Here is a 24,382-nt window from a genome sequence, read left to right as displayed (position 1 = left end):
CTGGTGTGAATGGAGCGGCCCGGGCTCAGTGCTCCATGCCGCGCGGTTCCGGGTACATGGCTTCGCGCGCGCAGGCCGCGGCGGCGTTCGGCCCCGCGCGGTCCTTGAGGTCGTGGAAGTCGGGCGGCTCCGCGGCCGCGGTACGGATCTCCACGCGATGGCCGGCGCGCTGCAGCGCCTCGGCGAAGCGCTCCTGCAGCGCGAAGGGCGTGTTCTGGTCCTCGCGGTTGCCGATCAGCACGATGCGGCGCGCCGCATCGGGCACCACGCCGTCGACATGGTCGAGCGGGTCGTAGAAGCGCGTGCTGCCGGTGGTGTCGGTGCGCCCGTCGCGCGAACGCCCGAGCAGGCGCGCGCGCTCGAGCAGGCCGTAGGCGCCCGAGGTCAGCACCGCGCAGGCCACGCGCGTGCGGCCCAGCGTGAGCAGCGCGGCACCCGCGGTGGCACCGCCGCTGTGGCCGAGGATGACCAGGCGCTGGATCCGGTGGCGCTGCATCAGCGCGTCGAGCGCGGCATCGAGCGCATGGAACTCCACCGGCTGGCGGCGCTGGCGGTGGTTGCCCGAGGAACCGTAGGTGCCGGGCCGCGCGACGAAGATCCACGGCACGCCGGCGCGGTCGCGGTTCTTCTGCGCATCGGCCGTGCGCAGCGCCTCGGTGTTGCCCGAGATGCGCGCGGGCGGCTGGTCCATCACGGCATCGCGGTCGCCAGAGAACTGCACGATGGCGATGCGCGCGCCCTCGATGTCGCTGCTCGCGAAATAGCGGATGCAGGCCGGCCCCTCGACCGGCTGCACCCAGAGGAAGCCGAAGCGGCCCTCGGGGCAGTTCTCGCGCACCGCCGGCTGGTTCCAGTGCAGCACCTCGTCGCCGATGGCGCGGATCGCGGGCGGCCGGATCTCGGCGCGCTGCGCGCAGGCCGCCTGCACCAACGCCACGGCGAGCGCGCACAGCAGCATGGCGGTCGAACGCAGGTTCATAGCTTCTGCAGCAGCTCGGGGATGTCGCCGAAGTCGGAGCGGTCGCGGTCGCCCTTCACCAGCAGCAGGTCGCCGTCGCGCAGGAAGGCGCCGAGATAGCCGGCGGCCTCGGCCGCGCTCTCGAAGTGCGGACCCAGCATCGCGGCCGGCATCTCCTCGCGCAGCCAGCGCATCTCCTGGCCGTGCGTCACGACGTGCTCGATGCCCGAGGCCAGCAGCGGCGCCGCGAGGCTGCGGTGCATGGCCTCGGACTCGTGGTCGAGGTTGACGATGCGCCCGAGCATGGCGATGCGGCGCGCGACCGGCGTGGCACCATTCCCGCGTCCGTAGTCGCGCACGAACGCCATCGCATTGCGCATCGACATCACCTCGGCGTTCCAGCTGTCGTCGATCAGCGTGGCCTGCACGCCGTTGCCGGTGCGCAGCGCATGCACCTGCATCACCGAGGCCGGCAGCCGCACGCCGGGCATGCGCGCGCAGGCGGCCTCGGGATCGAAGCCCATCGCGACCAGCGCCGCGAACGAGAGCGTGGAGTTGCGCACCAGCCCTTCGCTCGCGACCGGGAACAGGTAGGAATGGGTGCGCCCGCGCAGCGCGATGCGCACGCGGCAGCCGTGGCCCTCGGGTTCGATGCCGAGCACGCGCACGTCGGCCTGCGGCCCCGGCCCCACCACCCAGACCGCGCCGGCGGTGCGCGCGGCCGCCTGCACCACCGGCAGCAGGCAGGGGATGTGGTCGGGCACGATCGCCACGCCGCCGGGCTCCAGGCCGAGGAAGATGCGCGACTTGTATTCGGCCGTCTGCTCGACGCTCACGGCCTGCCGGGTCTGCGACAGGCCGATCTCGGTGACGATCGCCACGTGCGGGCGCGCCATCAGCGAGATCGGGCCGCGGTCCATCCACAGCGAGCTCTGCGCCATCTCGAGGATGCAGACGTCGACGTCGGGCCCGAGGCTGGCCAGCATCGCCGGCACGCCGACGCGCGAGTTGTAGTTGTCGATGGTGGTGTGCACGCGCGCCTGCGCGGGCAGCAGGTCGCGCAGCATCGCGATGGTGGAGGACTTGCCCACGGTGCCGGTCACGCCGACCAGCAGGCCGCGGTAGCGCTCGCGCGCGGCGGCGCCCAGGCGCAGCAGGGCACGGATCGGGTCCTCCACCTGCAGCAGCGGGAAGTCGCTCGCGAGGCCCTCGACCGGGTGCTGCACGATCGCGCCCGCGAGCTGGTCCTGCAGCCCGGGCAGCAGCAGGTGGCGGTCCCAGTTGACGGTACTGCGCGGCCGGCTGTAGCGCTCGTGCGCGGCCAGCGTCTCGTAGTCGGAGGCGACGAACAGCGCCGGCGCCGGCAGCAGCTCCATGTGCTTGGGCCCGCGCACCACCGAGCGCGCGAGCCAGCCGGGCGGCGGCTCGACCAGCCACTGGCCGTGCGTGATGCGCTGCAGCGCCTCGGCGGTCCACACCGGCTCGGGCGTGGCCGACGCACCGGGACGCAGCGCGAACAGCACGGGCGCGGGCCGCTCGGGCAGCGGCAGCGCCACCTGCGAGGCACGCAGCCCGCACCACACGGGCAGGCGCCGCGCCGGCCATTCGGGCGCGGGCACGGTCTCCTCGCTCTCCTCGCCCAGGCGCGCGGGCCGGGCGCTGCCGACCACCCGCACCTCGAGCTGCAGCACGTCGCTGCGCAGCAGGCTGCTCGCGGGCGGGCGCAGTCCGTAGCGGTCGCGGTGGATGCGCCCCGGCTGCCAGCGGCTGGTGGGCCACATCCAGTCGCAGGGATCGTGGTCCATGCTCTCGCCCCAGGGCGGCATGTGGGTGCTGCGCATCGGCATGGCACGGAACTGGATGCGCAGGTCGTCGGCCACCGGTTCGACCGCGCGCCAGAACGACTCGACCCACAGCATGCGGCGGCCCGAGATCTGCGTCGGCGTGCAGCGGATGCCGAGCAGCTCGAGCGGGCCGAAGCGCATCGGCGCGATGTGGCGCGAATCGGGCGGCAGCACGTCGACCAGCCATTCGGGCCGCGGCGCGAGCATCGGCGCGACGCGCGCGAACACCTGCTCGGGCAGCGCGGGCGCGTCGGCGGCGAGCCGCGAGGCGCGCTCGGGCGGCGCCAGCGCGAGCGTGCAGCGGCCCTCGGGCTGTACCGTCATGGCGGTGCCCAGCGCCTCGCACTGGCGCGCGAAGCGCGCGGCCGCGCCGCGCGCGCGTTCGTTCGCGTACTGGCGCGAGCGGCCGAAGCCCACGCCGATCGGCGTGAAGACCAGCTGCTCGACGCCGCGCGGGCTCAGTGCGAGCGTGAACACGCCCGCGTCGACGAAGTCGTTGCGCACCGCCTCGAACAGCAGGTCGCCCGCGTCGTGCACGATCGGCCGGCCGCGGTAGACCTCGATGCCCTGCAGCACGTGCGCCGAGGTGCCGAGCACGGCATCGGCGTCCGCGTCGACGATCGCGTGGCCGACCGCGATCTCGGCCTCGGAGGGCTCGGTCTCGAGGTTGTCGCCCCAGTGCACCGCCACCAGCACCACGTCGGCCGACTCGCGCGCCTTCGCGATGCGCGGCGCGAGCAGCGCGGTCCAGGCCGCGGGCTCGTCGAGCGGCAGGTAGGCGGCGCCGGGCCTGTCGGGGCCGGCCGCGAACTGGGGCTGGGTGGCGTCGAGCGAGAACAGCGCCACGCGCACCTCGCCGGCCATCGCGAAGGCCGGGCGCAGCGCGGCCTCGAGGTCGCGCCCGGAACCGGCCCAGGCGATGCCCGCGGCGCGCAGGTGCCACTGCTGCTCCATCAGCGCGCCCGGACCGTAGTCGCCGCTGTGGTTGTTGGCGGTGGCGACGATGCCGACGCGCGCGGTGGTGAGCACGTCCAGCATCTCGGGCCGCGCGCGGAAGTAGTAGGAGCCGGCCTCGCCCTTGTCCACGCCCTGCTCGCCGGTGGTGGCGACCACGCATTCGAGGTTGACGATGCGCAGGTCGGCCTCGCGCAGCGCGGGGATGCCGCTGAGCATGCGGCGCGCGCCGCCGAGCTCGAGGCGCCGGTAGTGCAGGCGGCGGGCGAGGTTCACGTCGCCGCCGAAGGCGACGGTGCCGGTGCGCGTCGCGGGCGTGTCGGCCGGCGCCTGCGAGGCGGCCTGCGGCACGGACGGCGCGGCGATCTCGCCGCCCTCGCGCGCCTTCAGCATCCGGTGGTAGGCCACGTAGCCCGACAGGTAGTGCTCCACGTCGTCGATGCGCACGCGAAAGCTGTGGTGCTTGATGAAGAACGCGCCCGCGATGCGCTCGGGATGGCGGAAGAACATCGCGAGCTCGGGCCAGAAGTGGCCGTTCGCGAGGTAGCGCGCGCGGTGCTCGAGCGCGCGCTCGAACTTGTCGCGATCCAGGCCCTCGAGCAGGGGGCGCAGTTCGGGATCGGCCTCGATGCGCAGCACCATCTCGCGCGCGGCCATCATCAGCTCGAGCAGGGTCGGGAACGTGGTGACGCGTTCGAGCACGAAGTCGAGGTAGTCGGCCACGTTGCGCAGCCCGAACTCGTAGTAGCGCAGCGCGGGCCGGTGGCGCGTGAGCTCGTTGACGCAGTAGCCGAGCCAGTGGTCGTGCGCGCGCCAGTGCTCGGCGGCGATGAAGTGGTCGAAGGCCTTCTCGACCATCGCGAGCCAGCGCGGATCGCGCGTGAGGCCGTACAGCCGCATCAGGCCGAACGCGGCCTCGCCGTCGTAATAGATGACGCGGAAAGCCTCCTTCACCGCGAGGCTGGGCCGGTGCAGCACGTGCACGAAGCGGCCGCTCTCGGGGTCCTGCATGTGGCGGATGCCGAGCGCGAGCTGCTCGAGCAGCGGCAGGAAGCGGCGGTCGCCCGTGAGCTCGGTGTACTTGACGAAGGCCAGCAGGCAGACGGCGTTGCCGCCGAGCTTGATCTCGTGCGCCACGTCGACCAGGAAGGCCGCGCGGCTGCCGTCGGGCAGCACCGCGGGCCGGATCAGCGAGCCCGCGAGGAAGGCCAGCGAGCGGTCGATGGCCTCCTTCTGCGCGGCATCGCGCGTGAGCTCCCAGGCCTCGAGCAGCGCATAGGTCGAGCTCGCGTGGCGCAGCGTGTTGTAGGTCGGGATGGCGCGGTCGAAGCAGGGGAACCAGCCGTAGTGGAACTCGCCCGTGGGCTTGACCTGCGCCGCGAGATAGCGGCTGGCGTCCTCCACCATGCCGCGCACCCGCGCGGCGTTCCAGTCGTCGAGGCGGCGCAGGTTGGCCTCCTGCCCCTCGGGCACGATCGGCCAGGCCCCACCCGCATCGACGTAGACCGCGCGCGTGGTGAAGCACCACACGGGCGCGGCATCGTCGTCGGGAAAGTCGAGCTCCTTGCCGAAGCGGCGCCGGGTGTGCAGCCGCAGGTTGCCGGGATTGGGCAGGCAGTGGTCCACGCTGCCGTCGTAGAAGACCGCGCTGCCGTTGGCCTCGGGCGCGAGCAGCGCGAACTCGAAGCGGCTGTCGAAGGACACGCCCTGCTGGAAGTAGTTGCGCCGCGTCTTCGCGAGCAGTTCCTTGAACTCGCCCCAGTGCATCGGCAGCACGTGCTCGACCAGCTCCGCGCGCAGCCGCTGCGGCGGCCGCTCGCCGCGCTGCGCGGCATCGGCCAGCGCCTCGGCCGCTTCCTCCCAGGCCTGCGCGGCATCGGCGCCGCGGCCCGAGACCACGCGCGCGCGGCTGCCGCCCTCGCCGATCGCGAGGAAGACCACGCTGCCGGTGACCGGCGTGGCCGGCGGCAGCGCGGGCAGCACGCCCTCGGGACCCGCCAGTGCCTGCCTGGCGCGGTTCAGGAGTTCGGCGAGAGAAAGGGTCGGTTCGGGCATGCGAGAAAGGAGGAAGACCCCGCCAGCGGCAGGCCGCGCGCATCGTACCCGCGTGCCGGCGTTTCGCGCTGACCGGAGGCTGACAGGGGCCGCCTTGCCACAGGGGCGGATGGCCTCAGACGCCCCAGGCCTCGAACACCGCCTGCCGCACCACCTCGACCGCCGGCGCCCGCGCACCCGCGGCCGGTTCGATCCAGCACAGCCAGGTGTGGGCGCGCCAGCCGGGCCAGATCGCGAGCTCGCCGTGGCGCTCGCCCTGCTCGGCCTGGTCGAGCCGCATCAGCCCCGCGCCCATGCCGCTCGCGACCATGCTGCGCACCGCGCTCTCGCTGTCGGCGGTGCGGCCCTGGCGGTACTCGCGGCCGGCACCGGCGAACAGGCGGTCGAGGTGCGCGCGCAGCACGCAGGAGGGCGGCGTGCCGACCCAGGGCTGCTCGGTGAGCGTCTCGAGCGACAGGCCCGGATGGGCGTCGGCCATCGGCAGCGGGAGCACGACCACCAGGTCGACCGGCGCCAGCCGGTGCAGCGCCAGGCCTTCGCGCGAAGCCACGTCGCTCAGCGTGTAGGCACAGTCGAGCTCGCCGCGCTCGACCGCCGAGGCGGTCTCGTACGACAGGCCCTGGCGCAGTTGCAGCGTGACCTGCGGATGGCGCTCGGCCAGCTTCACGAGCACGTCGCCGAGCCGCAGCGAGACCGGATCGACCACGGTGCCGAAGCGCACCACGCCCTGCGCGGCGCCGCGCAGCTGCTCGGCGGCCGAGCGCATGCGCAGCGCCGAGGCCAGCGTGCGCTCGGCCTCCTCGAGCAGGCTCTGGCCCGCGGGCGTGGGCGTCATGCCGCGCGGCGTGCGCTCGAACAGGCGCACGCCGAGTTCGTCTTCGAGCGCCTTGAGCTGCGCGCTCACGGCGGGCGCGCTGGTGAACACGCGCTCGGCGGCGCGCGTGAGGCTGCCCTCGCGGGCGATGGCGACGAAGGTCTTCAGCTGGTAGAGCTCCATGGCGGCCGATTGTGAGCGCGCGGCGGCGCGCGGTCCCTTCGCTTTTTCGGAGGGCCCGCTCCAAAGAAGCGAATGGCATTCGCGCGGCCCCGCCCCGATCCTCGGACACATCGACTCCTTCATCGTCCGAAAGCCCCCCATGTCCCGATCCCAACGCCTGTACGGCATCGCCGCCCTGCTCTTCGCCACCTCCGGCTGGGGCTCCCTGTTCCTCGTCAGCAAGGGCGTGCTCCACCACGTCGAACCCGTGTGGTTCACGCTGATCCGCTACAGCCTGTCGGCGCTGCTGTTCGCGCTGCTGGTGCTGCCGCGCGGCGCCGCACCCTGGCGCAGGCTGCGCCGCCATGCGGGTGCGCTGGCGCTGCGCGGCGCGGCCGGCTTCGGGGTGTTCAGCGTGCTGCTGCTGATCGGCCTCGCGCACTCGGTGCCCTCGCACGGCGCGGTGATCATCGCCACCACGCCGATGACCACGCAGCTCGTGCGCTGGCTGCTCGACGGCGTGCGCCCCACGCGCGCCGCGCTGCTCGCCACCGCGCTGGCGCTCGCGGGCGTGGCGATCGTCTCGGGTCTCATCGGCGGTCATGGCGGCCACGGCGGCGCGGGCAACGCCACGCTGTTCGGCGACGCCATCGCCTTCGCCGGCACCTTGGGCTGGGTCTGGTACACGCGCGGCGCGGCGCGCTTTCCCGAACTCGACGCGGTCGAGTACAGCGCGCTCACGGTGCTGGCCGCGTGGCCGGTGCTGCTGGCGGCCGCGGTCGGTGCCGCGCTGCTCGGCTGGTCGGCGGCGCCCAGCCTCGAAGGGCTGCGGCTCTCGTGGCAGGCGCTGCTGTTCGTCGGCGTGGTGCCCTCGGCCGCCTCGGTGCTGGCCTTCAACCATGGCGTGCGCACGCTCGGCGCCGTCACCGGCACCGCCTTCCTCAACTTCGTGCCGGTGTCGGCGCTGCTGATGAGCGCGGCACTCGGCACCCTGCCCACGGCGAACGAACTGCTGGGCATGGCGATGGTGGTGGCTGCGCTCCTGATCCATACCGCCCTGAACCGCAAGGCCAACGCCCTGCCCGCGGCAAGGATCGCGCCGCCCCCGCAGAATCCCTGCACCTACCGCACCCCTGGAGCCACGACACCGTGAGCAGCGACACCCCCCGCCTCTTCGAGCCGATGCGCATCGGCCCGCTCTCGCTCGACAACCGCATCCTGATCGCGCCGATGTGCCAGTACTCGGCGAGCGAGGGCACGCCGGGCGACTGGCACCTGATCCATCTCGGCCATCTCGCGCTGTCGGGCGCGGGACTGCTGATCCTCGAGGCCACCGCGGTCGAGGCCGAGGGCCGCATCACGCCGGGCGACCTCGGTCTCTATTCGGACGCCAACGAGAAGGGCCTGGCACGCGTGCTCGCCGCCATGCGCGCCCATTCGTCGATGCCCGTGGCAATGCAGCTCGGCCACGCCGGGCGCAAGGCCTCGAGCCGCGCGCCCTGGGAAGGCGGCGCGCAGATCCGCCCCGGCGAGCCCGGCGGGTGGAAGGCCTTCGCGCCCTCGGCCGTGCCGCATGCGCCCGGCGAGGACGTGCCGCTCGCGCTCGACACCGAGGGCCTGGCGCGCGTGCGCGAGGCCTTCGTGGCCGCCGCCCGCCGTGCCGCGCGGCTCGGCATCGAGGGCATCGAGATCCATGCCGCGCACGGCTACCTGCTGCACCAGTTCCTGTCGCCGCTGGCCAACCACCGCGACGACGCCTATGGCGGCAGCCTCGAGAACCGGCTGCGCTTTCCGCTCGAGGTGTTCGACGCGGTGCGTGCCGTCTTCCCGGCCGAGCGGCCCGTGTGGGTGCGCGTGTCGGCGGTCGACTGGGTGGAAGGCGGCTGGGACCTCGAGGGCACCGTGGCCTTCGCCCGGGCACTCGAGGCGCGCGGCTGCGCGGCCATCCATGTCTCGAGCGGCGGCGTGTCGCCGAAGCAGGCGATCGCGCTGGGCGCGGGCTACCAGGTGCCGTTCGCCGAACGCGTGAAGGCCGAGGTCGGCATCCCGGTGATCGCGGTCGGCCTGATCACCGAGGCGCGGCAGGCCGAGGCCATCCTCGCCGAGGGCAGGGCCGACGCCATCTCGCTGGCGCGCGCGATCCTCTACGACCCGCGCTGGCCCTGGCACGCGGCCGCCGAACTCGGTGCGCAGGTGAAGGCCCCCGTGCAGTACTGGCGCTCGCAGCCGCGCGAGTTCAAGGACCTGTTCGAGAACGCGAAGTTCGGGGCGCGCTGAACGCCTTCAGCGCAGCGCCTCGAGCCAGAACAAGGTCTGCCGCACCTCGATCGCCTCGCCCGCCTGCTGCCGGCGATGCAATTGCGCGAGCGCATCGCGCGTGCCCTCGATCGTGAAGTCGGGGCAGACATAGGGCACGTTCTTCAGGTACCAGGCGAAGGCACCCACGTCGGCGAAGCGCAGCAGCTCGGCGCCCGCCTCCGCGCGCAGGATCTCGAAGCCCGCGCGCTCGAGCTGGCGCCGCGCGATGTCGAGCCGCCACTCGGGCGGCGGCTCGGCCGGTGCCAGGCCCGCGAGCCGGTGGTGGTCGGCATTGAAGTCCGAGGCCACCTGCTGCGTGAGGAAGTGGCCGCCGCGCGCGAGCACGCGCGCCACCTCGGCCGGCACGAAGGACTCGTGGCGGTTGACCACCAGGTGGAACTCGCCATCGGCGAAGGGCAGCGGCGCCTCGTCGTGCGCATCGTCATCGCCATCGCTTCGCGCGCCGTTGTCGAGCGCGCCCTCCACCGCCACCACCTCGATGCCCAGCGGCGCGAGCCGCTCGCGCGCCACCGCGACGTTGGGCGCCCAGCCCTCGGTGGCGACGGTGCGCGCGGGCCGCAGCGGCAGCCGGCCGAGCCACTCGCCGCCACCCGTGCCCATGTCGAGCAGGTCGGGCGACTGGCGCGCGCGGTGGACCACCGCCCGTTCGAAATCCCAGGGCACGGCGGTGGTCGCGATGCGGCCATCGCAGGACAGGTCCCAGCCGACCAGCGGCTTGCGCGCAGCCTCGGCCAGCAGTCGATCGAATTCGGTCATCGCGCCAGTCTGCCGCATGACGGCCTCAGGGCGCGAGCGTGCGATAGAAGTAGGTGGTGTCGCAGAAGCCGCCGCGCGGCAGCAGCGCATAGCCGGGGATGGTGCCGCTGCGCTGCCAGCCCGAGCGTTCGTAGAGCCGCTCGGCCTCGGGGCTCGAGGTGTCGAGCACCAGCAGCGTCTTGCCGCTGTCGCGCGCGGCCTGCTCGGCCGCCTGCATCAGCAGCGCGCCGAGCCCCTGGCGCCGAGCGCGCCGGTGCACCAGCATCTTCGCGAGGTCGGCGCGGTGCGGCTGGTTGTCGGGCTGGTCGAGCACGAGCTGCACCGTGCCGACGATGCCCCGCGCGTCCTCCGCCACCATCAGCGCGCGCTCTCCGCGCGCCACGCCGTCGGCCACCTTGCGCCAGAAGGCCAGCGCCTGCTCGAGCGACAGCGGATGCATGAAGCTCACCGAGGCATCGCCGTCGACGCAGTCGATCAGCAGCTCGGCCAGCGATTGCAGTTGCGCCGCGTCCACCGCCTGCAGGCGGCGCACCGGGTGGAGGCTGGTGGGGTTCATGGCGTTCTCACTTCCAGGCATCGGGATGGGGGCTCACGATCGCGACCGCGTAGCGGGCGTTCTCGCGCGTGGGATTGAAGTAGGCGACGGGCCGGTCGAGCACCATCGCGAGGCAGTCGCCGGCGTCGAGCCGGTGGCGCTCCTCGCCCATCGTGATCTCGATCGTTCCCTCGAGCATCCAGACCTGCTGGTGCACCTGCGACTCGCGCGCGCCCGATTCGTAGGCCACGCGCGCCTTGGGCGGGAACAGCACCTCGACGATCTGCAGCGGCGAGGCGATGCCGCCGGGCGAGACGTTGCGCCGCAGGTAGCCCGACGAGGGATCGCGCCATTGCGGCTGGTCGGCGCGGCGCGCGACCGGATCGGCGCGCGGGCGCGGCTCGTCGAACAGCGAGGCCAGCATGGTGCCGAGGCCGGTCGCGAGCTTCTCGAGCACCACCGCCGTGGGGCTGCTCTCGCCGCGCTCGATCAGCGAGATCATCGAGCGGCTGACCCCGCTCTGCGCGGCCAGCGCCTCGAGCGAGAGGCCGCGCGCGGCGCGCAGTTCGCGCACGCGGCGGGCGATGCGGTCGTTGAGGGGGACGAGCTCTTGTTCTTTCATGTTGGATTTATTTTCCAACATGATGGAATACTGGTCAACCCGGTGCGGCGGCCTCGCGCAGCGCCTTGTAGGCCGCCACCAGCTCATCGAGCGAGAACGCGCGATTGAGTCCGCTGGGATTGGGCAGGATCCAGGTCTCGATGCCGGCGAAGGGCTCGGGCTGGCGGCCCCAGGCGATCTGCCGGTGTCCCGTCATGCCCGCGTAGGCGGCCTTGCCGAGGAACGCGAGGCGGCGCGGGCCGCAGGCGGCGATCTTGCGGGTGAAGGCCTCGGTGGCGGCCGCGAACTCATGCGTCGCCAGCTGGCTCGCGCGCGCCGTCGGCCGGTCGACGGCCGTGGTCAGGCCGTAGCCGCTTTGCAGCAGCAGCGGCGCCTGGGCGGGTTGCAACAGCACCGGCGTGAAGCCTGCCAGGTGCAGCACGCGCCAGAAGCGGTTGCCCCTGCCTTCGAAGTGCAGGCCCGAGGCGGCCGCGCGCTGGCCCGGGTTGATGCCGCAGAAGACGATGGCGAGGCCGGGGGCCAGGAGGTCCCGCAGGCCTTGGGAAGCCATTCGGGCCGATCCCGCCCGCTCACTCCACCGTCACGCTCTTCGCCAGGTTGCGCGGCTTGTCCACGTCCGTCCCGCGCGCGCAGGCCGTGTGATAGGCCAGCAGCTGCAGCGGCACCACGTGCAGCAGCGGCGACAGCGCGCCGTAGTGCTCGGGCATGTGGATCACGTGCAGGCCTTCGCTGCTCTTGATCTTCGAGTCGCCGTCGGCCAGCACGTAGAGCACGCCGCCGCGCGCGCGCACTTCCTGCAGGTTGCTCTTGAGCTTCTCGAGCAGGGCGTCGTTGGGCGCCACGGCGACCACCGGCATCTCGCTGGTCACCAGCGCGAGCGGGCCGTGCTTGAGCTCGCCGGCGGCATAGGCCTCGGCGTGGATGTAGGTGATCTCCTTGAGCTTGAGCGCGCCCTCGAGCGCGATCGGGTAGTGCAGGCCGCGGCCCAGGAACAGCGCGTTGTCCTTGCGCGCGAAGTCCTCGGCCCAGTTGATGATCTGCGGCTCGAGCGCGAGCACCGACTGCAGCGCGACCGGAAGGTGGCGCATCTCCTTGAGGTAGCGCGCCTCGTCTTCCGCGCTCAGCAGGCCCTTCGACTGCGCGATCGCCAGCGTGAGCAGGAACAGGCCCGCGAGCTGGGTGGTGAAGGCCTTGGTCGAAGCCACGCCGATCTCGACGCCGGCGCGCGTGATATAGGCCAGCTTGCATTCGCGCACCATGGCGCTGGTGGCGACGTTGCAGATGGTCAGGGTCTGCTCCATGCCGAGCGAGCGCGCATGCTTGAGCGCGGCCAGGGTGTCGGCGGTCTCGCCCGACTGGCTGATGGTGACGACCAGGGTGCGTGGATCGGGCACCGAGTCGCGGTAGCGGTACTCGCTCGCGATCTCGACCTGGGTCGAGATCTTCGCGATGCCCTCGAGCCAGTACTTGGCGGTGCAGCCGCTGTAGTAGCTGGTGCCGCAGGCCAGGATCAGGATGCGGTCGATCTCCTTGAACACGCGGTGCGCGCTGGCGCCGCTCTGCTTGCCGTCCTGGCCGATGCCGTCGAACAGCTCGGGCACGATGCCTTCCACGCCCTCGAGCGTGTCGCCGATGGCGCGCGGCTGCTCGAAGATCTCCTTCTGCATGTAGTGGCGGTAGGGGCCGAGCTCGGCCGCGCCGCTGTGGGCCTGCACGGTGCGCACCGGGCGCTGCACCGGCTTGTGGGCGCGGTCGACGATCCAGTACTTGCCGGGCTGCAGGTCGACCACGTCGCCTTCCTCGAGGTACACGATCTGGTCGGTGACGCCGGCCAGCGCCATCGCGTCGCTGGCCAGGAAGTTCTCGGTGCCGTCCTTGCCCGCGCCCAGGATCAGCGGCGAACCGGCGCGCGCGCCGACCACGCGCTGCGGTTCGTCGCGGCAGATCACGGCAATGGCATAGGCGCCCGTGAGCTGGCGCACGGCGCCCTTCACGGCCTCGAACAGGTCGCCGTCGTAGAGGCTGTCGACCAGGTGGGCGATGACCTCGGTGTCGGTCTGGCTCTCGAACACGTAGCCCTTGGCCTCGAGGCCGGCGCGCAGCGACTCGTGGTTCTCGATGATGCCGTTGTGCACCAGCGCGATGCGGCCGGGCCGCGCTTCCTGCGCGCCGGCGCCCGGGCCGTGGCTGAAGTGCGGATGCGCGTTGTGCACCGCGGGCGCGCCGTGCGTGGCCCAGCGGGTGTGGGCGATGCCGGTCAGGCCCTCTAGCCTGTCCTCGGCCACCTGGGTCTGCAGGTCGGCCACGCGCGAGGTGGTGCGCGCGCGCGTCAGGCCGCCCGCGTGCACGGCCACGCCGCAGGAGTCATAGCCGCGGTATTCGAGCCGCTGCAGGCCCTGGACCAGGACCGGGACGATGTTTCGATGGGAAGCCGCGCCGACGATGCCGCACATGGTTGTCTTGCCTTTGGAAAGGAATGAGGGAGAACGAAAAGAATTGCTGCGAATGGTAGGGAGGGTGAAAAGAAATTTGCCGTCTAAATTTCAATGAATTTGGACTTTTCTTTCACACATTCAGGTCAATGAATTTTTATTCCATAATTTCACAAATCATGGAATCCATCGCACTCGACGCCATCGACCTGAAGCTGCTCGACGCCCTGCAGCGCGACGCCTCGGCCACCAACCAGAAGCTGGCGGCGGCCGTGGGCATCTCGCCGCCGACCTGCCTGCGGCGGGTGCAGCGGCTGTGGCAGGAGGGTTTGATCGAGCGCCAGGTGGCGCTGCTGTCGCCCGACCGGCTGGCCGCCGTGCTGGGCCACGGGCTGCAGGCGGTGGTGGAGATCTCGCTCGACCGGCAGGACGCCGGGTCGCTCGAGGCCTTCGAGGCGCGCGTGATGGCGGACGACGCGGTGCAGCAGTGCTGGCGCGTGTCGCCGGGGCCGGACTTCGTGCTGGTGGTGGCCGCGCGCGACATGCCCGCCTACGGGGCGCTGGTGCAGCGGCTGTTCACCGCCGACGCCAACGTGCGCAACGTCAAGGCCTTCTTCAGCCTCAAGCGCGCGAAGTTCGAGCCGCGGGTGCCGCTGACACCGCTGGCGCCCGCGGGCTGAGGCCCGTCAGGCCTTCGGCTTCTTCTGCGGCCGCTGCCAGTTCGGCAGGCTGATCTGCTTGCCGCGCGCCACGGTCAGCGCGCCCGCCGGCGTGGTCTTGGTGACGGTGGAGCCGCCGCCCACGGTGCCGCCCGCGCCGATGGTGACCGGCGCCACCAGCACGCAGTTGCTGCCGATGTGCACGTCGTCCTCGAGCACGGTGCGGTGCTTGTTGGCGCCGTCGTAGTTGGCGGTGATGCTGCCCGCGCCGTAGTTGACGCGCGCGCCCACGGTGGCGTCGCCGAGGTAGGCCAGGTGGTTGGCCTTGGCGCCGGCGGCCAGGGTGGAGTTCTTGACCTCGACGAAATTGCCGATGTGCACCTCGGTGCCGAGCTGGGCGCCGGGGCGCAGCCGCGCGAAGGGGCCGATCAGCGCGCGTTCGCCGACCGTCACGCCGGCCTTCTCGCCGTCGATGTGGGTGAAGGGATGGATCACGGCGCCGGCCTCGATGCGGGCATTGGCGATCACGCAGTTGGCGCCAATGCGCACGCCCTCGCCGAGCGCGACCTGGCCCTCGAACACGCAGTTGACGTCGATCTCGACGTCGCCGCCGCATTCGAGCGTGCCGCGCAGGTCGAAGCGCGCCGGGTCGGCCAGCCGCACGCCCTGGGTCATCAGGGCCTCGGCCTGGCGGCGCTGGAAGGCGCGCTCGAGTTCGGCCAGCTGCACCGGGCTGTTGATGCCGGCCACCTGCAGCCCGTCGGTCGTGATGTGGGCCACCACCGGCACGCCGTCGGCCGCGGCGTGCTTGACGATGTCGGTCAGGTAGTACTCGGCCTGGGCGTTGCGGTTGTCCAGCCGCTCGAGCCAGCCCTTGAGCAGCTTCGCGGGCGCGGCCATCACGCCGCTGTTGATCTCGCGCACCGCGCGCTGCGCCTCGCTGGCGTCCTTGTGCTCGACGATGGCGGTCACCTCGCCGCCCGCGGCGTTGCGGATGATGCGGCCGTAGCCGGTGGGGTCGTCCAGCTCGATGGTCAAGAGCGCCAGCCGCTCGCCGCCGCTGGCGGCGATCAGGGTGCGCAGCGTGTCCTCGGCGATCAGCGGCACGTCGCCCGAGAGGATCACTACCGTGCCGTCGTCGGGCAAGAGCGGCGTGGCCTGCTGCACCGCGTGGCCGGTGCCCAGCTGCGGCTCCTGGCGCGCGAAACGCAGCGAGGCGGCCTCGGGCGAGGCGGCCATGGCGGCCTCGACCTGCTCGGCGCCGTGGCCCGTGACGATCACCACGTGCCGGGCGCCGATGCGCGCGGCGGTGCCGGTCACGTGCGACAACAGTGCGCGCCCGCCCAAACGATGCAACACTTTGGGAAGCCTGCTCTTCATGCGCGTGCCTTTGCCGGCCGCCATGATCACGACGTCGACCGGTCCCTGGTCGCCCTGCTTCGGAATCTGATTCATGCCTTTTTCTACCCGGATGCGTTGTTTCAAGCTGGCGCGGATTATCGGCGTGCTGGCGCTGGCGGCCGTCCTGGGGGCTTGCAGCGCGATCCGGCTGGCCTACAACAACCTGCCCGAGCTCAGCTACTGGTGGCTCGACGGCTACCTCGATTTCGACGGCTCGCAAACGCCCAAGGTGCGCGACGACCTGGCGCGGCTGCTCGAATGGCACCGGCGCAACGAACTGCCGAAGATCGCGGCGCTGCTGCAGGAGGCCGAGGCGCTGGCGCCCGGCGACATCACGCCGGCCCAGGCCTGCGCCATGACCGACCGCATCCGCGACCGGCTGCTGGCGGTCAGCGAGCGCGCCGAGCCCGCGGGCACCGAGCTGGCGTTGAGCCTCGGCGAGGCCCAGCTGCAGCAGCTCGAGCGCAAGTACGCGAAGAACAACGCCGACTACCGCAAGGACTGGCTCGACCGCTCGCCGGCCCGGGTGCAGGAGAAGCGCTACGACCAGTTCCTCGACCGCTTCGAGGATTTCTACGGCCGGCTTTCGTCCGAGCAGCGCGAGTTGCTGCGCCAGCAGGTGGCGCAGTCGGTGTTCGACCCGAAGCTGCAGGACGTGGAGCGCCGCAAGCGCCAGCAGGAGGCGCTGGTGCTGCTGCGCGGCTTCGTCGCGAACCGCACGCCGCCGGCCGAGGCGCGCGCCGCGCTGCATGCCTACCTGCAGCGCATCGCCGACCCGCCACCCGGCCCCTGGCGCGAGCAGCAGCAGGCGCTGCTGCAGGAAGGCTGCCGCAACCTGGCCGCGCTGCACAACGGCACCAGCGCGGCGCAGCGCGCGCAGGCGGTGAAGCGGCTGCAGGGCTACCGCGAGGACCTGCGGCAGCTCTCGGAGGCGGCCGGTTGAGCCGGCCCCGGCCTCAGATCAGCGGCGTGGGCCGCAGCGGCCGCTCGAAGTAGTCGCCCAGCGCCTCGAGCGCGCGCGGCTCGAGGATGCGCAGCCAGCGGTCGTCGAGCTTGTAGAGCCCGAGCTGCGACAGCCGCCGCAAGGTCTTGTTGGTATGGACCAGCGACAGCCCGAGCGCATCGGCGATGTGCTGCTGGTTGAGCGGGAACTCGACCCAGCCGTCGCGCACCATGCCCACGCGCTCGGCGCGGCGGTACAGATGCATCAGCAGCATCGCCACGCGCTCGACGGCGCTGCGCCGGCCGGTGGTCACGAGGTTGTCGTCGATCATCTTTTCCTCGCGCGCGGCCAGCCAGGTGATGTCGTAGCCGAGCTTGGGCTCGGCATGGAACAGCTCCCACAGCCGGTCGCGCGCGAACACGCACAGCGAGACCTCGGTCAGGGCCTCGACGCCATGGGTCTGGCCATCGGCGAACTCGTCCTGCAGCCCGACGAAGTCGCCGGGCAGCAGCACGTTGAGGATCTGCCGCCGGCCGTCGCTCAGGGTCTTGTAGCGGAAGGCCCAGCCTGAGTAGAGCGTGAACAGCTGCGGGCTGCGCCGGTGTTCCTCGATGATCGAGCCGCCGGCCTCGACGCGGCGCGCGCCGATGCGGAACGATTCGATGGTGCGCAACTGGTCGGCGGACACCGGCAAAAAGGCCGGCAGCTGACGCAGCGCGCAACGGCTGCAGGGATGTGGCCCGTTCTCCGGGGCGGCGGGTGTGGGGTACTGGTCGAGCACCACCGACTATAGGCATCGAGGGGGGTGGTCCCGGTATGTCTTTTTACATTTCGTGATGTCGGACGGCTGCCTACACTGCGCTCGCCTTTCCCATCCCGGCCCATGATTTCCGACGAACAGACGCAAGCTCCCGCGCCCGCCCCGGCGCTCTCCGAGATCCTCTACTGCAGCGAGCTTGCGCCGGACCTGCCGCCCGACACGGTGGCCAGCATCGTCGCGCGCGCCCGCGTGCGCAACGGCGAACTCGGCATCACCGGGCTGCTGGTCTTCGACGGCCAGCGCTTCTGCCAGCACATCGAGGGACCGCCCGATGCCCTGCGCTCGCTGATGGATCGCATCGCGCGCGACCCGCGCCATGTCGACGTGCGCGTGGCCTGGCAAGGCGAACTGGCCGCGCGCCGCTACAGCGGCTTCCGGCTCGGGCTGGCCGAGAGCGAGGGCCCCGACCTGATGGCCGGCGTGCATGCGCTCGACGGCGAGGTCGCGCTCAAGCATTTCCTGGCGCTGCGCCGCAGTTTCGACATCAACGGCTGAAGACGGCCGCGCCAAAGAAAAAGGGCCGGACGATGCGCGAAGCGCCGTCCGGCCCCTTGTATGACGGGCGCGGCTCGCGCCGCCGCCCGATGGCCCAGGATCGATCAGGAAAGCCGCGGGATCAGGCGGCGTCCCACGTGTACGTGGCACCGTAGCCGTCCCAGGCTTCCATCACGATGCGCTGGCCGGCCGCCACGGTGAGCGATTCGCCGGGGGCGAGCACCAGGTCCTCGCTCGGGCTCTCGAGCGTGGCATCGGGCGTGATCCAGACCCGGCCCTGGCGCACGCGCAGCACGCTCTCGCCGCGCGCCTTCAGGCTCATCGCCTCGCCGGGCGCGATTTGCCAGGCACCGCGGCGCACGGCCGGCGGAATAGCGGCGGCGGTGTTGCGGTTGGGCAGCGACAGGGTGGACAGCGTAGAGGTGGTGCAGACGGCAGTGGACATGATGGGCTCCTAGGTGTTTGCCGAATCGCGAATCAATGGGTGCTTGGAGAAGGAGGCAGCAATGGCGCGGTTCGGGAATGAATGATCGTTTCCCGGCCGTTGGCAGTCCAATGAAAAGGAGGTAGCCTACTGATTCCGGTTTCGCATCAATCCCGAGGCAGGCGCCGGCCCCCGATCCATGCAGCATTCGCAAACCCACCTGCGCTCCCGCCCGATCTCCGCCGGCCACCTGCGGGCCTTCGAGGCGGTCGCGCGGCACCTGAACTTCCGCGCCGCGGCCGAGGAAATGGCCCTGACCCAGTCGGCCGTGAGCCGCCAGATCCAGTCGCTCGAGGAGGAAGTGGGCGTGCCGCTGTTCCTGCGCCACACGCGCGCGGTCGAGCTGACCAGCGCGGGCGCCCAGCTGCTTTTGGCGGTGCAGCAGGCGCTGCCGCGCGTCGACACCGCGGTGCGGCAGATCCGCCAGAGCGCCGGGCGCAAGAGCGTCTCGCTGACCACCTTCGCCTCGTTCGCCTCGATGTGGCTGATCCCGCGGCTCGAGGCCTTCCAGCGCGACAACCCCGAGATCGACATCCGGATCGACGCCAGCGACCTCGCGGTCGACCTCGAGGTGGCCGACGTCGACATCGCGCTGCGCTACGGCCCGCGCGAGGCCATGCCCCCGCAGGCCGTGCGGTTGTTCGGCGAAAACCTCACGCCGGTGGCGAGCCCCTGGCTCATCAAGAGCAGCCCGCCGATCAAGAAGCCCGAGGACATCGCACGCTTCACGCTGATCGAGGCCGGCGACGCCCACCGCACCCATCTCGAATGGCTGACCTGGCGGCGCTGGTTCGAGCTGCACGGCCTGGAACGCGCCCAGCCCAAGCGCTGGCTCTATTTCAACTACGCCTACCAGATGGTGCAGGCCGCGCTCACCGGCCAGGGCGTGGTGCTGGCGCGCAGCTCGTTGATCGCGGAGAGCCTGGCCAACGGCGACCTGATCGAGGTGCTGCCGCAGCACCGCATGGATTCGCCGATGTCCTACTGGCTGATCGCCGGCCCGCGCAGCGCGCTGCGGCCCGAGATTAAGGCCTTCTGGGACTGGCTGCTGGCGCAGGCCGGCACCACGCGCGAGACCATCGGCGAGGTGCCCGACCCGGACACCGTCGACAACATGGACTGACGAGAAAAAGGGCGCCGCGGCTCGAAGCCGGGCGCCCGTATGCGCAGGAAGCAGCCGCTCAGCCGATCGGCCAGACCACCCCGTTGTCGTTGAGGATCGCGTCGAGCGGCAGGTCGTGCGCCTCGGGCTCGAAGTCCTCGAGGAAGCCGTTCGCGAAGCCCAGGCCGACCGTGAAGGGCCGCGGCTCGAGCGCCGCCAGCGTGCGGTCGTAGAAGCCGCCGCCGTAGCCCAGCCGGTAGCCGCCCGCGCTGTAGCCCACGCAGGGCACGAACAGCAGGGTCGGCACGATCAGCTCGGTGTCCTTGGGCTTGGGAATGCCGTAGGCGTCCTCTTCCATCTGGCAGCCCGGGTACCAGGCGTGGAAGGTCAGGGTCTTGTGGACCTTGTCGATCACGGGCAGGCCGATGCGGCGGCGCTGCGGCTCGTCGATCAGTTCGCCGTCCTCCTTCCACCGATGCAGCGCGGGCAGCGGATCGAACTCGCCCTTGATCGGCCAGTAGGCGCCGATCACGGTGTCGGGCCGGCCGACCAGCCAGATGCGCATCACGCGCTGCAGCAGGTCCGCGCGTGTCAGCCGGTCCGGCATCCCCAGACGTTGTTCGATCAACGCCTTGCGCAGCTGATCCTTGAGAAAACTCGCCGTCGCCGACGTGGCGGCATCCTTTGACTTGTCCATAATCTCCCGATGCAGTTTCCAAGCATTTTGGCATCCATGTGCCGTCGCCCGCGCCGCGCCGCGCCGGCACTGGTTCTTTCGGCCCTGGCGGCCTGCGCGCTGGCCCTCCTCGCCCCCGCGTCCGCATCGGCCCAAGGCAACACCAACGACGAAGTGCTGCTGCAGATGAAGCAGGCCTTCCAGCGCGGCGACAAGGCCCGGCTCGCGGCGCTGCTGCCGCAGGCCCGCGGCCACGTGCTCGAACCCTGGGCCGCCTACTGGGAACTCAAGGCCCGGCTGCAGGAAGCCGGCGCGAACGAGGTGCAGGACTTCTTCGCGCGCTATCCCGGCACCTACCAGGAAGACCGGCTGCGCAACGACTGGCTGCTGCTCACGGGCCAGCGCCGCGACTGGGACAACTTCTCGGCCGCCATCGGCGGCTTCCGCATGGGCGACGACGCCCAGGTGCGCTGCTACGCGATCCTGGTCGACGCGCTGCGCAGCGGCAGCGCCACCCAGGCCCAGGCCGACGAGATCCGGCGCAACTGGTTCGCCCAGCGCGACAGCGACGACGGCTGCCTCACGGCCGCCGACCGCATGATCGCCGCGCGCCTGCTCACGCCCAACGACGCCTGGAAGAAGGCGCGCCTGGCCATCGAGGCCAACCGGCCGCAGGCGGCGCGCGGCGCCGTCACGCTGGCCTCGCCCGATGCGCTGCCGCTGTTCGAGGAAGTCAACGCGAGCGCGGCCAAGTTCCTGGTCGCGCGCGGGCCGGTGGCCGCCAAGTCGCGCCGCGAGCTGGTGACGCTGGCACTGATCAAGATCGCGATGGCCGACCCCGAGCAGGCCGCCTCGCAGCTCGACGCCAAGTGGAGCGCGATGCTCTCGGCCGAGGAGCGCAACTGGATCTGGGGCATCATCGGCCGCCAGTCGGCGATCAAGCTCTGGCCGCAGGCCGTGGGCTACTTCGGCAACGTCACGAAGAACGCCGACCTGTCGGACGACATGCTCGGCTGGCGCGTGCGCGCGGCGCTGCGCGCCGGCCAGTGGAAGGACGTGGCGCCCGCCATCAACGCCATGAGCGAGTCCAGCCAGCAGGACCCGACCTGGACCTACTGGAAGGCGCGCGCGCTGGTCAATGCCGGCGGCGACGAGCGCCGCGCCCAGGCGCGCGAGCTCTACCAGGGCATCGCGGGCACGCGCGGCTTCTACGAGATGCTGGCGCTCGAGGAGCTGGGCCAGCGCGTGATGGCCGCCACCCGGCCCGCGCCGCTCACGCCCGAGGAACGCAATGCCGCGCGCATGAACCCCTCGCTCAACCGCGGCCTCTACGCCATCGCGATCGGCCTGCGCCCCGAGGGCACGCGCGAATGGAACTACGCCACCAACCTGCACGACCGGGGCGGCATGGACGACCGCGCGCTGCTGGCCGCGGCCGACTTCGCCTGCCAACGCGAGGTCTGGGACCGCTGCATCAACACCAGCGAGCGCACCAAGGGCGTGATCGACGTCGAGCAGCGCTTCCCGATGCCCTTCCACGACACGGTGCTGCGCAAGAGCCAGGACATCGGCCTCGACCCGGCCTACGTCTACGGCCTGATCCGCCAGGAGAGCCGCTTCATCATGGACGCGCGCTCGGGCGTCGGTGCCTCGGGCCTGATGCAGGTGATGCCCGCCACCGCGCGCTGGACCGCGCGCAAGATCGGCATGACCGACTTCACGCCGGGCCAGATCAACGACCGCGAGACCAACATCACCATCGGCACCAACTATTTGAAGCTCGCGCTCGACGACTTCGACGACTCGATGGCGCTGGCCGCCGCGGCCTACAACGCCGGCCCGGGCCGCCCGCGCAGCTGGCGCAACGGCCCGGTGCTCGATGCCGCGATCTGGGCCGAGAACGTGCCGTTCAACGAGACCCGCGACTACGTGAAGAAGGTGCTGGCCAACACCACCAACTACGCCGCGATCATCACCGGCCGGCCGCAGTCGCTGAAGGAACGCCTGGGCCGGGTCGGCCCGCGCGACGCCGCGATGCCCGAACCCAACAAGGACCTGCCCTGAGATGAGCTGGCGCGACGAGGTCCTCGACACCATCGCCGCGGAGTTCTCGGACGTGGGCGATCTCGCCCAGCTCACGCGCATCCTGGTGCGGCTGCTGCTCGCGGCGCTGCTGGGCTTCGTGCTCGGCTTCGAGCGCGAGCAGCAGGGCAAGGCGGCCGGCGTGCGCACCCACATGCTGGTGGCCATCGGCTCGGCCCTGTTCGTGCTCGTGCCGCAGCAAACCGGCATCGTGCCGGCCGACATGAGCCGCGTGATCCAGGGCCTGGTGGCCGGCGTCGGCTTCCTCTGCGCGGGCACCATCCTCAAGCAGGGCAAGGACGAGCATCACGTGCAGGGCCTCACCACCGCCGCCGGGCTGTGGATGACTGCCGCGATCGGCATGGCCTGCGGCCTGGGCCGCGAGGCCACGGCGGTGATCAGCGCACTGCTGGCGCTGGTGGTGCTGCAGTTCGTGCCGAAGCTCGTGAGCCTGATCGAGCGCGCGATCGGGCCGCCCAAGGGCGAAGGCCAGGCGGCACCGCGCGTCATCGCCTCGAGCGCCGAGCCCGTGCCGCGCACCGACGACAGCGACCGGCGATAGACAGCGGCGCGCCGCCCGCGCCCGTCATCAATGCGCGCCGCAAACGGTATCAATCGCGCGGCGCCGGCGCCCTAGCATCGAAGGCTTTGCCACGAACCAACCGGAGGAATCCCATGCTCAAGCTCTACATCGGCAACAAGAACTACTCGTCGTGGTCCATGCGTCCCTGGGTGCTGCTCAAGCAGGCCGGCATTCCCTTCGAGGAGGTGATGGTGCGCTTCGACGCCTTCGAGGCCGGCTCCAACTTCAAGGCCGTGGTCGGCGCGGTCAACCCCACGGCGCGCGTGCCGGTGCTGATCGACGGCGACCTCACGGTCTGGGATTCGCTCGCCATCGCCGAGTACCTGGCCGAGCAGTTCCCCGACAAGGCGCTGTGGCCGCGCGACAAGGCCGCGCGGGCCCGCGCGCGCAGCATCAGCGCCGAGATGCACTCGGGCTTCGGCAACCTGCGCAGCCACTTCCCGATGAACATCGAGGCCTCGCTGGCCGAGGTCGGCGCGCGCGTGCTGAAGGAACAGCCCGGCGTGGTCGAGGACCTGCAGCGCATCGCGGGCATGTGGAGCGAGTTGCTCGACACCCATGGCGGCCCGATGCTGTTCGGCGAATTCAGCATCGCCGATGCCTTCTACGCGCCGGTGTGCATGCGCATCCGCGGCTACGGGCTGCCGGTGCCGCCCGCGGCGCGGGCCTACATCGAGCGGGTGGCGGCCCTGCCGGGCGTCGCCGCGTGGATCGAGCAGGCGCTCGCGGAGCAGGATTTCGTGGCCTTCGACGAGCCCTACCGGACCTCGCGCTGATCGTCGTTCGCGATCGGCGCGAGCCGGCCAGGCCGCGTCGCGCCGCTCAGAAGCGGTAGGTCGCCGACACGTAGGTCACGATCGGGTTGAGCTTCAGGCGCGCCTCGCTGGTCGCGATCGGCAGGCCCGTGATCGAGGTCGTCGTGAGCTTGGCCTTGGTCTTCAGCGGGATGTAGGAGACCGAGAAGGAAATGCCCCAGTGCTTGTCGAACTGGTAGGCCAGGCCGGCATTGAGCACGGGCGCGAAGGAGCTGTCGAGCTTGGCCGTGGTCACGGTCGACAGCGGCCGCTGGTGCAGCTGGCTGCCGAGCGCTTCCTGCAGGTTCGACGTCAGGTTGATGTCGCTGTACCAGACGTAGGTGGCGCCCAGGCCCACGAAGGGACGGAAGGCCGAGTTGGCCTCGTTGAAGTAGTACTTGCCGAGGATGGTCGGGCTCCACTGCCGCGCTTCGCCGAGCTGGCCCACGCGTGCCAGCGTGCCGGTGCCGTTGAGCTTGAACTTCGGCGGAATGCCCAGCACGCCTTCGACGGCCCAGTGGTCGTCGACGAAGTACATGGCGCTCAGGCCCAGCGTGTCGGAATCGCTCACGCTCGCGCCCGAACCCGCGAGCACGCTCTGCACCGGCGCGGTGAGCGTCAGCGGCTTGCTCTTGTCCTGCGGCGACAGATGGAACCAGCCCGCGCCGACGACCCAGTCGCCGGCCTTCTGTGCAAAGGCGCTGCCGGACGTCAGTGCCCCCAGGGCTGCCAACGCCAACATGGTCTTTTTCATGATGTGAATACTCCTTTGGTTGAAATGCCCCCTCCAAACGCGGTGCCGGTCTGCAGCCGGTGAAGCGTTCGAGCGCCTCGAACGAGCGAACGGTCGTTCGATTTGCTCGTGGATTATCGAACGACCGTTCTTTTTAAG

Annotated in this window: 22 protein-coding genes; 9 read left to right on the top strand and 13 right to left on the bottom strand. The window is 71.3% G+C overall.

Annotated elements, in window-relative coordinates; genetic code table 11:
• Positions 1-25: 25 nt before the first annotated feature.
• The 3 genes from KV106_RS35975 to KV106_RS35965 form a co-directional block, all read right to left on the bottom strand.
• Entirely contained in the window at positions 26-979 is a 954-nt protein-coding gene (locus KV106_RS35975) for an alpha/beta hydrolase family protein (protein WP_261216606.1), read from the bottom strand.
• Entirely contained in the window at positions 976-5,811 is a 4,836-nt protein-coding gene (locus KV106_RS35970) for a CapA family protein (RefSeq protein WP_261216605.1), read from the bottom strand. The genes KV106_RS35975 and KV106_RS35970 overlap by 4 nt, the downstream gene beginning before the upstream one ends.
• A gap of 115 nt (positions 5,812-5,926) precedes the next feature.
• A complete protein-coding gene (locus KV106_RS35965) occupies positions 5,927-6,808 on the bottom strand; it encodes a LysR family transcriptional regulator (RefSeq protein ID WP_261216604.1) in 882 nt (293 codons plus the stop codon).
• Positions 6,809-6,947: 139 nt separating this feature from the next.
• On the opposite strand from KV106_RS35965, the gene KV106_RS35960 reads away from it, so the two are divergent.
• On the top strand, positions 6,948-7,940 hold the full coding sequence (locus tag KV106_RS35960) for a DMT family transporter (RefSeq protein ID WP_261216603.1): 993 nt from the start codon (positions 6,948-6,950) through the stop codon (positions 7,938-7,940).
• A 29-nt stretch (positions 7,941-7,969) separates the two neighbouring features.
• A complete protein-coding gene (locus tag KV106_RS35955) occupies positions 7,970-9,064 on the top strand; it encodes an NADH:flavin oxidoreductase/NADH oxidase (RefSeq protein ID WP_261216637.1) in 1,095 nt (364 codons plus the stop codon).
• Positions 9,065-9,070: 6 nt separating this feature from the next.
• Here the strand turns inward: KV106_RS35955 and KV106_RS35950 are convergent, their stop codons facing one another.
• The 5 genes from KV106_RS35950 to glmS are packed head-to-tail and all read right to left on the bottom strand — an operon-like array spanning position 9,071 to position 13,472.
• Positions 9,071-9,862: a class I SAM-dependent methyltransferase gene (locus KV106_RS35950; protein ID WP_261216602.1), complete on the bottom strand. Its 792-nt coding sequence runs from the start codon at positions 9,860-9,862 to the stop codon at positions 9,071-9,073.
• Between the two features lie 25 nt (positions 9,863-9,887).
• Positions 9,888-10,418 (bottom strand): GNAT family N-acetyltransferase, encoded by a 531-nt coding sequence (locus KV106_RS35945; protein WP_057594579.1) that lies wholly within the window; start codon positions 10,416-10,418, stop codon positions 9,888-9,890.
• A 7-nt stretch (positions 10,419-10,425) separates the two neighbouring features.
• Positions 10,426-11,019 (bottom strand): helix-turn-helix domain-containing protein, encoded by a 594-nt coding sequence (locus KV106_RS35940; RefSeq protein WP_261216601.1) that lies wholly within the window; start codon positions 11,017-11,019, stop codon positions 10,426-10,428.
• A 34-nt stretch (positions 11,020-11,053) separates the two neighbouring features.
• Entirely contained in the window at positions 11,054-11,569 is a 516-nt protein-coding gene (gene mug / locus KV106_RS35935; RefSeq protein ID WP_261216600.1) for a G/U mismatch-specific DNA glycosylase, read from the bottom strand.
• A 19-nt stretch (positions 11,570-11,588) separates the two neighbouring features.
• Positions 11,589-13,472: a glutamine--fructose-6-phosphate transaminase (isomerizing) gene (gene glmS, locus KV106_RS35930; protein ID WP_261216599.1), complete on the bottom strand. Its 1,884-nt coding sequence runs from the start codon at positions 13,470-13,472 to the stop codon at positions 11,589-11,591.
• A 158-nt stretch (positions 13,473-13,630) separates the two neighbouring features.
• On the opposite strand from glmS, the gene KV106_RS35925 reads away from it, so the two are divergent.
• Complete coding sequence (locus KV106_RS35925; RefSeq protein ID WP_261216597.1) at positions 13,631-14,131, top strand: Lrp/AsnC family transcriptional regulator; 501 nt, start codon at positions 13,631-13,633, stop codon at positions 14,129-14,131.
• A gap of 6 nt (positions 14,132-14,137) precedes the next feature.
• Here the strand turns inward: KV106_RS35925 and glmU are convergent, their stop codons facing one another.
• On the bottom strand, positions 14,138-15,565 hold the full coding sequence (gene glmU / locus KV106_RS35920; RefSeq protein WP_261216595.1) for a bifunctional UDP-N-acetylglucosamine diphosphorylase/glucosamine-1-phosphate N-acetyltransferase GlmU: 1,428 nt from the start codon (positions 15,563-15,565) through the stop codon (positions 14,138-14,140).
• On the opposite strand from glmU, the gene KV106_RS35915 reads away from it, so the two are divergent.
• Complete coding sequence (locus KV106_RS35915; protein ID WP_261216593.1) at positions 15,564-16,454, top strand: DUF6279 family lipoprotein; 891 nt, start codon at positions 15,564-15,566, stop codon at positions 16,452-16,454. The genes glmU and KV106_RS35915 overlap by 2 nt on opposite strands.
• 13 nt (positions 16,455-16,467) lie before the next feature.
• On the opposite strand, the gene KV106_RS35910 is transcribed toward KV106_RS35915, so the two are convergent.
• Positions 16,468-17,160 carry a Crp/Fnr family transcriptional regulator gene (locus tag KV106_RS35910; RefSeq protein WP_082322025.1) on the bottom strand — a complete coding sequence of 231 codons (693 nt, stop codon included), beginning with the start codon at positions 17,158-17,160 and terminating at the stop codon, positions 16,468-16,470.
• Between the two features lie 177 nt (positions 17,161-17,337).
• On the opposite strand from KV106_RS35910, the gene KV106_RS35905 reads away from it, so the two are divergent.
• A complete protein-coding gene (locus KV106_RS35905; protein ID WP_057596548.1) occupies positions 17,338-17,769 on the top strand; it encodes a BLUF domain-containing protein in 432 nt (143 codons plus the stop codon).
• Between the two features lie 121 nt (positions 17,770-17,890).
• On the opposite strand, the gene KV106_RS35900 is transcribed toward KV106_RS35905, so the two are convergent.
• On the bottom strand, positions 17,891-18,214 hold the full coding sequence (locus KV106_RS35900) for a DUF2917 domain-containing protein (RefSeq protein WP_057596549.1): 324 nt from the start codon (positions 18,212-18,214) through the stop codon (positions 17,891-17,893).
• 178 nt (positions 18,215-18,392) lie between these two features.
• On the opposite strand from KV106_RS35900, the gene KV106_RS35895 reads away from it, so the two are divergent.
• On the top strand, positions 18,393-19,376 hold the full coding sequence (locus KV106_RS35895; RefSeq protein WP_209546293.1) for a LysR substrate-binding domain-containing protein: 984 nt from the start codon (positions 18,393-18,395) through the stop codon (positions 19,374-19,376).
• Between the two features lie 58 nt (positions 19,377-19,434).
• Here KV106_RS35895 and KV106_RS35890 read toward each other — a convergent pair whose 3' ends face one another.
• A complete protein-coding gene (locus tag KV106_RS35890; RefSeq protein WP_057596551.1) occupies positions 19,435-20,052 on the bottom strand; it encodes a 5-formyltetrahydrofolate cyclo-ligase in 618 nt (205 codons plus the stop codon).
• Between the two features lie 36 nt (positions 20,053-20,088).
• On the opposite strand from KV106_RS35890, the gene KV106_RS35885 reads away from it, so the two are divergent.
• From KV106_RS35885 to KV106_RS35875, 3 genes are all read left to right on the top strand, one after another.
• On the top strand, positions 20,089-22,095 hold the full coding sequence (locus tag KV106_RS35885; RefSeq protein ID WP_261216577.1) for a lytic transglycosylase domain-containing protein: 2,007 nt from the start codon (positions 20,089-20,091) through the stop codon (positions 22,093-22,095).
• A gap of 1 nt (position 22,096) precedes the next feature.
• Positions 22,097-22,675 (top strand): MgtC/SapB family protein, encoded by a 579-nt coding sequence (locus tag KV106_RS35880; RefSeq protein ID WP_057596553.1) that lies wholly within the window; start codon positions 22,097-22,099, stop codon positions 22,673-22,675.
• A 113-nt stretch (positions 22,676-22,788) separates the two neighbouring features.
• Positions 22,789-23,472, top strand: a complete 684-nt coding sequence (locus KV106_RS35875) for a glutathione S-transferase family protein (RefSeq protein WP_057596554.1) — start codon at positions 22,789-22,791, stop codon at positions 23,470-23,472.
• Between the two features lie 46 nt (positions 23,473-23,518).
• Here KV106_RS35875 and KV106_RS35870 read toward each other — a convergent pair whose 3' ends face one another.
• Entirely contained in the window at positions 23,519-24,244 is a 726-nt protein-coding gene (locus KV106_RS35870; RefSeq protein WP_057596555.1) for an OmpW/AlkL family protein, read from the bottom strand.
• Positions 24,245-24,382: the final 138 nt, after the last annotated feature.

This window comes from Variovorax endophyticus (genome assembly GCF_025376855.1).
Lineage (GTDB): Bacteria > Pseudomonadota > Gammaproteobacteria > Burkholderiales > Burkholderiaceae_C > Variovorax.
This window is presented reverse-complemented; position numbering and strand designations above follow the sequence as displayed.

Bases quoted from the DNA above. Each gene is read 5' to 3' on its own strand.
- KV106_RS35975 (WP_261216606.1), bottom strand. From the start codon at position 979: ATGAACCTGCGTTCGACCGCCATGCTGCTGTGCGCGCTCGCCGTGGCG.
- KV106_RS35970 (WP_261216605.1), bottom strand. From the start codon at position 5,811: ATGCCCGAACCGACCCTTTCTCTCGCCGAACTCCTGAACCGCGCCAGG.
- KV106_RS35965 (WP_261216604.1), bottom strand. From the start codon at position 6,808: ATGGAGCTCTACCAGCTGAAGACCTTCGTCGCCATCGCCCGCGAGGGC.
- KV106_RS35960 (WP_261216603.1), top strand. From the start codon at position 6,948: ATGTCCCGATCCCAACGCCTGTACGGCATCGCCGCCCTGCTCTTCGCC.
- KV106_RS35955 (WP_261216637.1), top strand. From the start codon at position 7,970: ATGCGCATCGGCCCGCTCTCGCTCGACAACCGCATCCTGATCGCGCCG.
- KV106_RS35950 (WP_261216602.1), bottom strand. From the start codon at position 9,862: ATGACCGAATTCGATCGACTGCTGGCCGAGGCTGCGCGCAAGCCGCTG.
- KV106_RS35945 (WP_057594579.1), bottom strand. From the start codon at position 10,418: ATGAACCCCACCAGCCTCCACCCGGTGCGCCGCCTGCAGGCGGTGGAC.
- KV106_RS35940 (WP_261216601.1), bottom strand. From the start codon at position 11,019: ATGAAAGAACAAGAGCTCGTCCCCCTCAACGACCGCATCGCCCGCCGC.
- mug (WP_261216600.1), bottom strand. From the start codon at position 11,569: ATGGCTTCCCAAGGCCTGCGGGACCTCCTGGCCCCCGGCCTCGCCATC.
- glmS (WP_261216599.1), bottom strand. From the start codon at position 13,472: ATGTGCGGCATCGTCGGCGCGGCTTCCCATCGAAACATCGTCCCGGTC.
- KV106_RS35925 (WP_261216597.1), top strand. From the start codon at position 13,631: ATGGAATCCATCGCACTCGACGCCATCGACCTGAAGCTGCTCGACGCC.
- KV106_RS35915 (WP_261216593.1), top strand. From the start codon at position 15,564: ATGCCTTTTTCTACCCGGATGCGTTGTTTCAAGCTGGCGCGGATTATC.
- glmU (WP_261216595.1), bottom strand. From the start codon at position 15,565: ATGAATCAGATTCCGAAGCAGGGCGACCAGGGACCGGTCGACGTCGTG.
- KV106_RS35905 (WP_057596548.1), top strand. From the start codon at position 17,338: ATGATTTCCGACGAACAGACGCAAGCTCCCGCGCCCGCCCCGGCGCTC.
- KV106_RS35900 (WP_057596549.1), bottom strand. From the start codon at position 18,214: ATGTCCACTGCCGTCTGCACCACCTCTACGCTGTCCACCCTGTCGCTG.
- KV106_RS35895 (WP_209546293.1), top strand. From the start codon at position 18,393: ATGCAGCATTCGCAAACCCACCTGCGCTCCCGCCCGATCTCCGCCGGC.
- KV106_RS35890 (WP_057596551.1), bottom strand. From the start codon at position 20,052: ATGGACAAGTCAAAGGATGCCGCCACGTCGGCGACGGCGAGTTTTCTC.
- KV106_RS35885 (WP_261216577.1), top strand. From the start codon at position 20,089: ATGTGCCGTCGCCCGCGCCGCGCCGCGCCGGCACTGGTTCTTTCGGCC.
- KV106_RS35880 (WP_057596553.1), top strand. From the start codon at position 22,097: ATGAGCTGGCGCGACGAGGTCCTCGACACCATCGCCGCGGAGTTCTCG.
- KV106_RS35875 (WP_057596554.1), top strand. From the start codon at position 22,789: ATGCTCAAGCTCTACATCGGCAACAAGAACTACTCGTCGTGGTCCATG.
- KV106_RS35870 (WP_057596555.1), bottom strand. From the start codon at position 24,244: ATGAAAAAGACCATGTTGGCGTTGGCAGCCCTGGGGGCACTGACGTCC.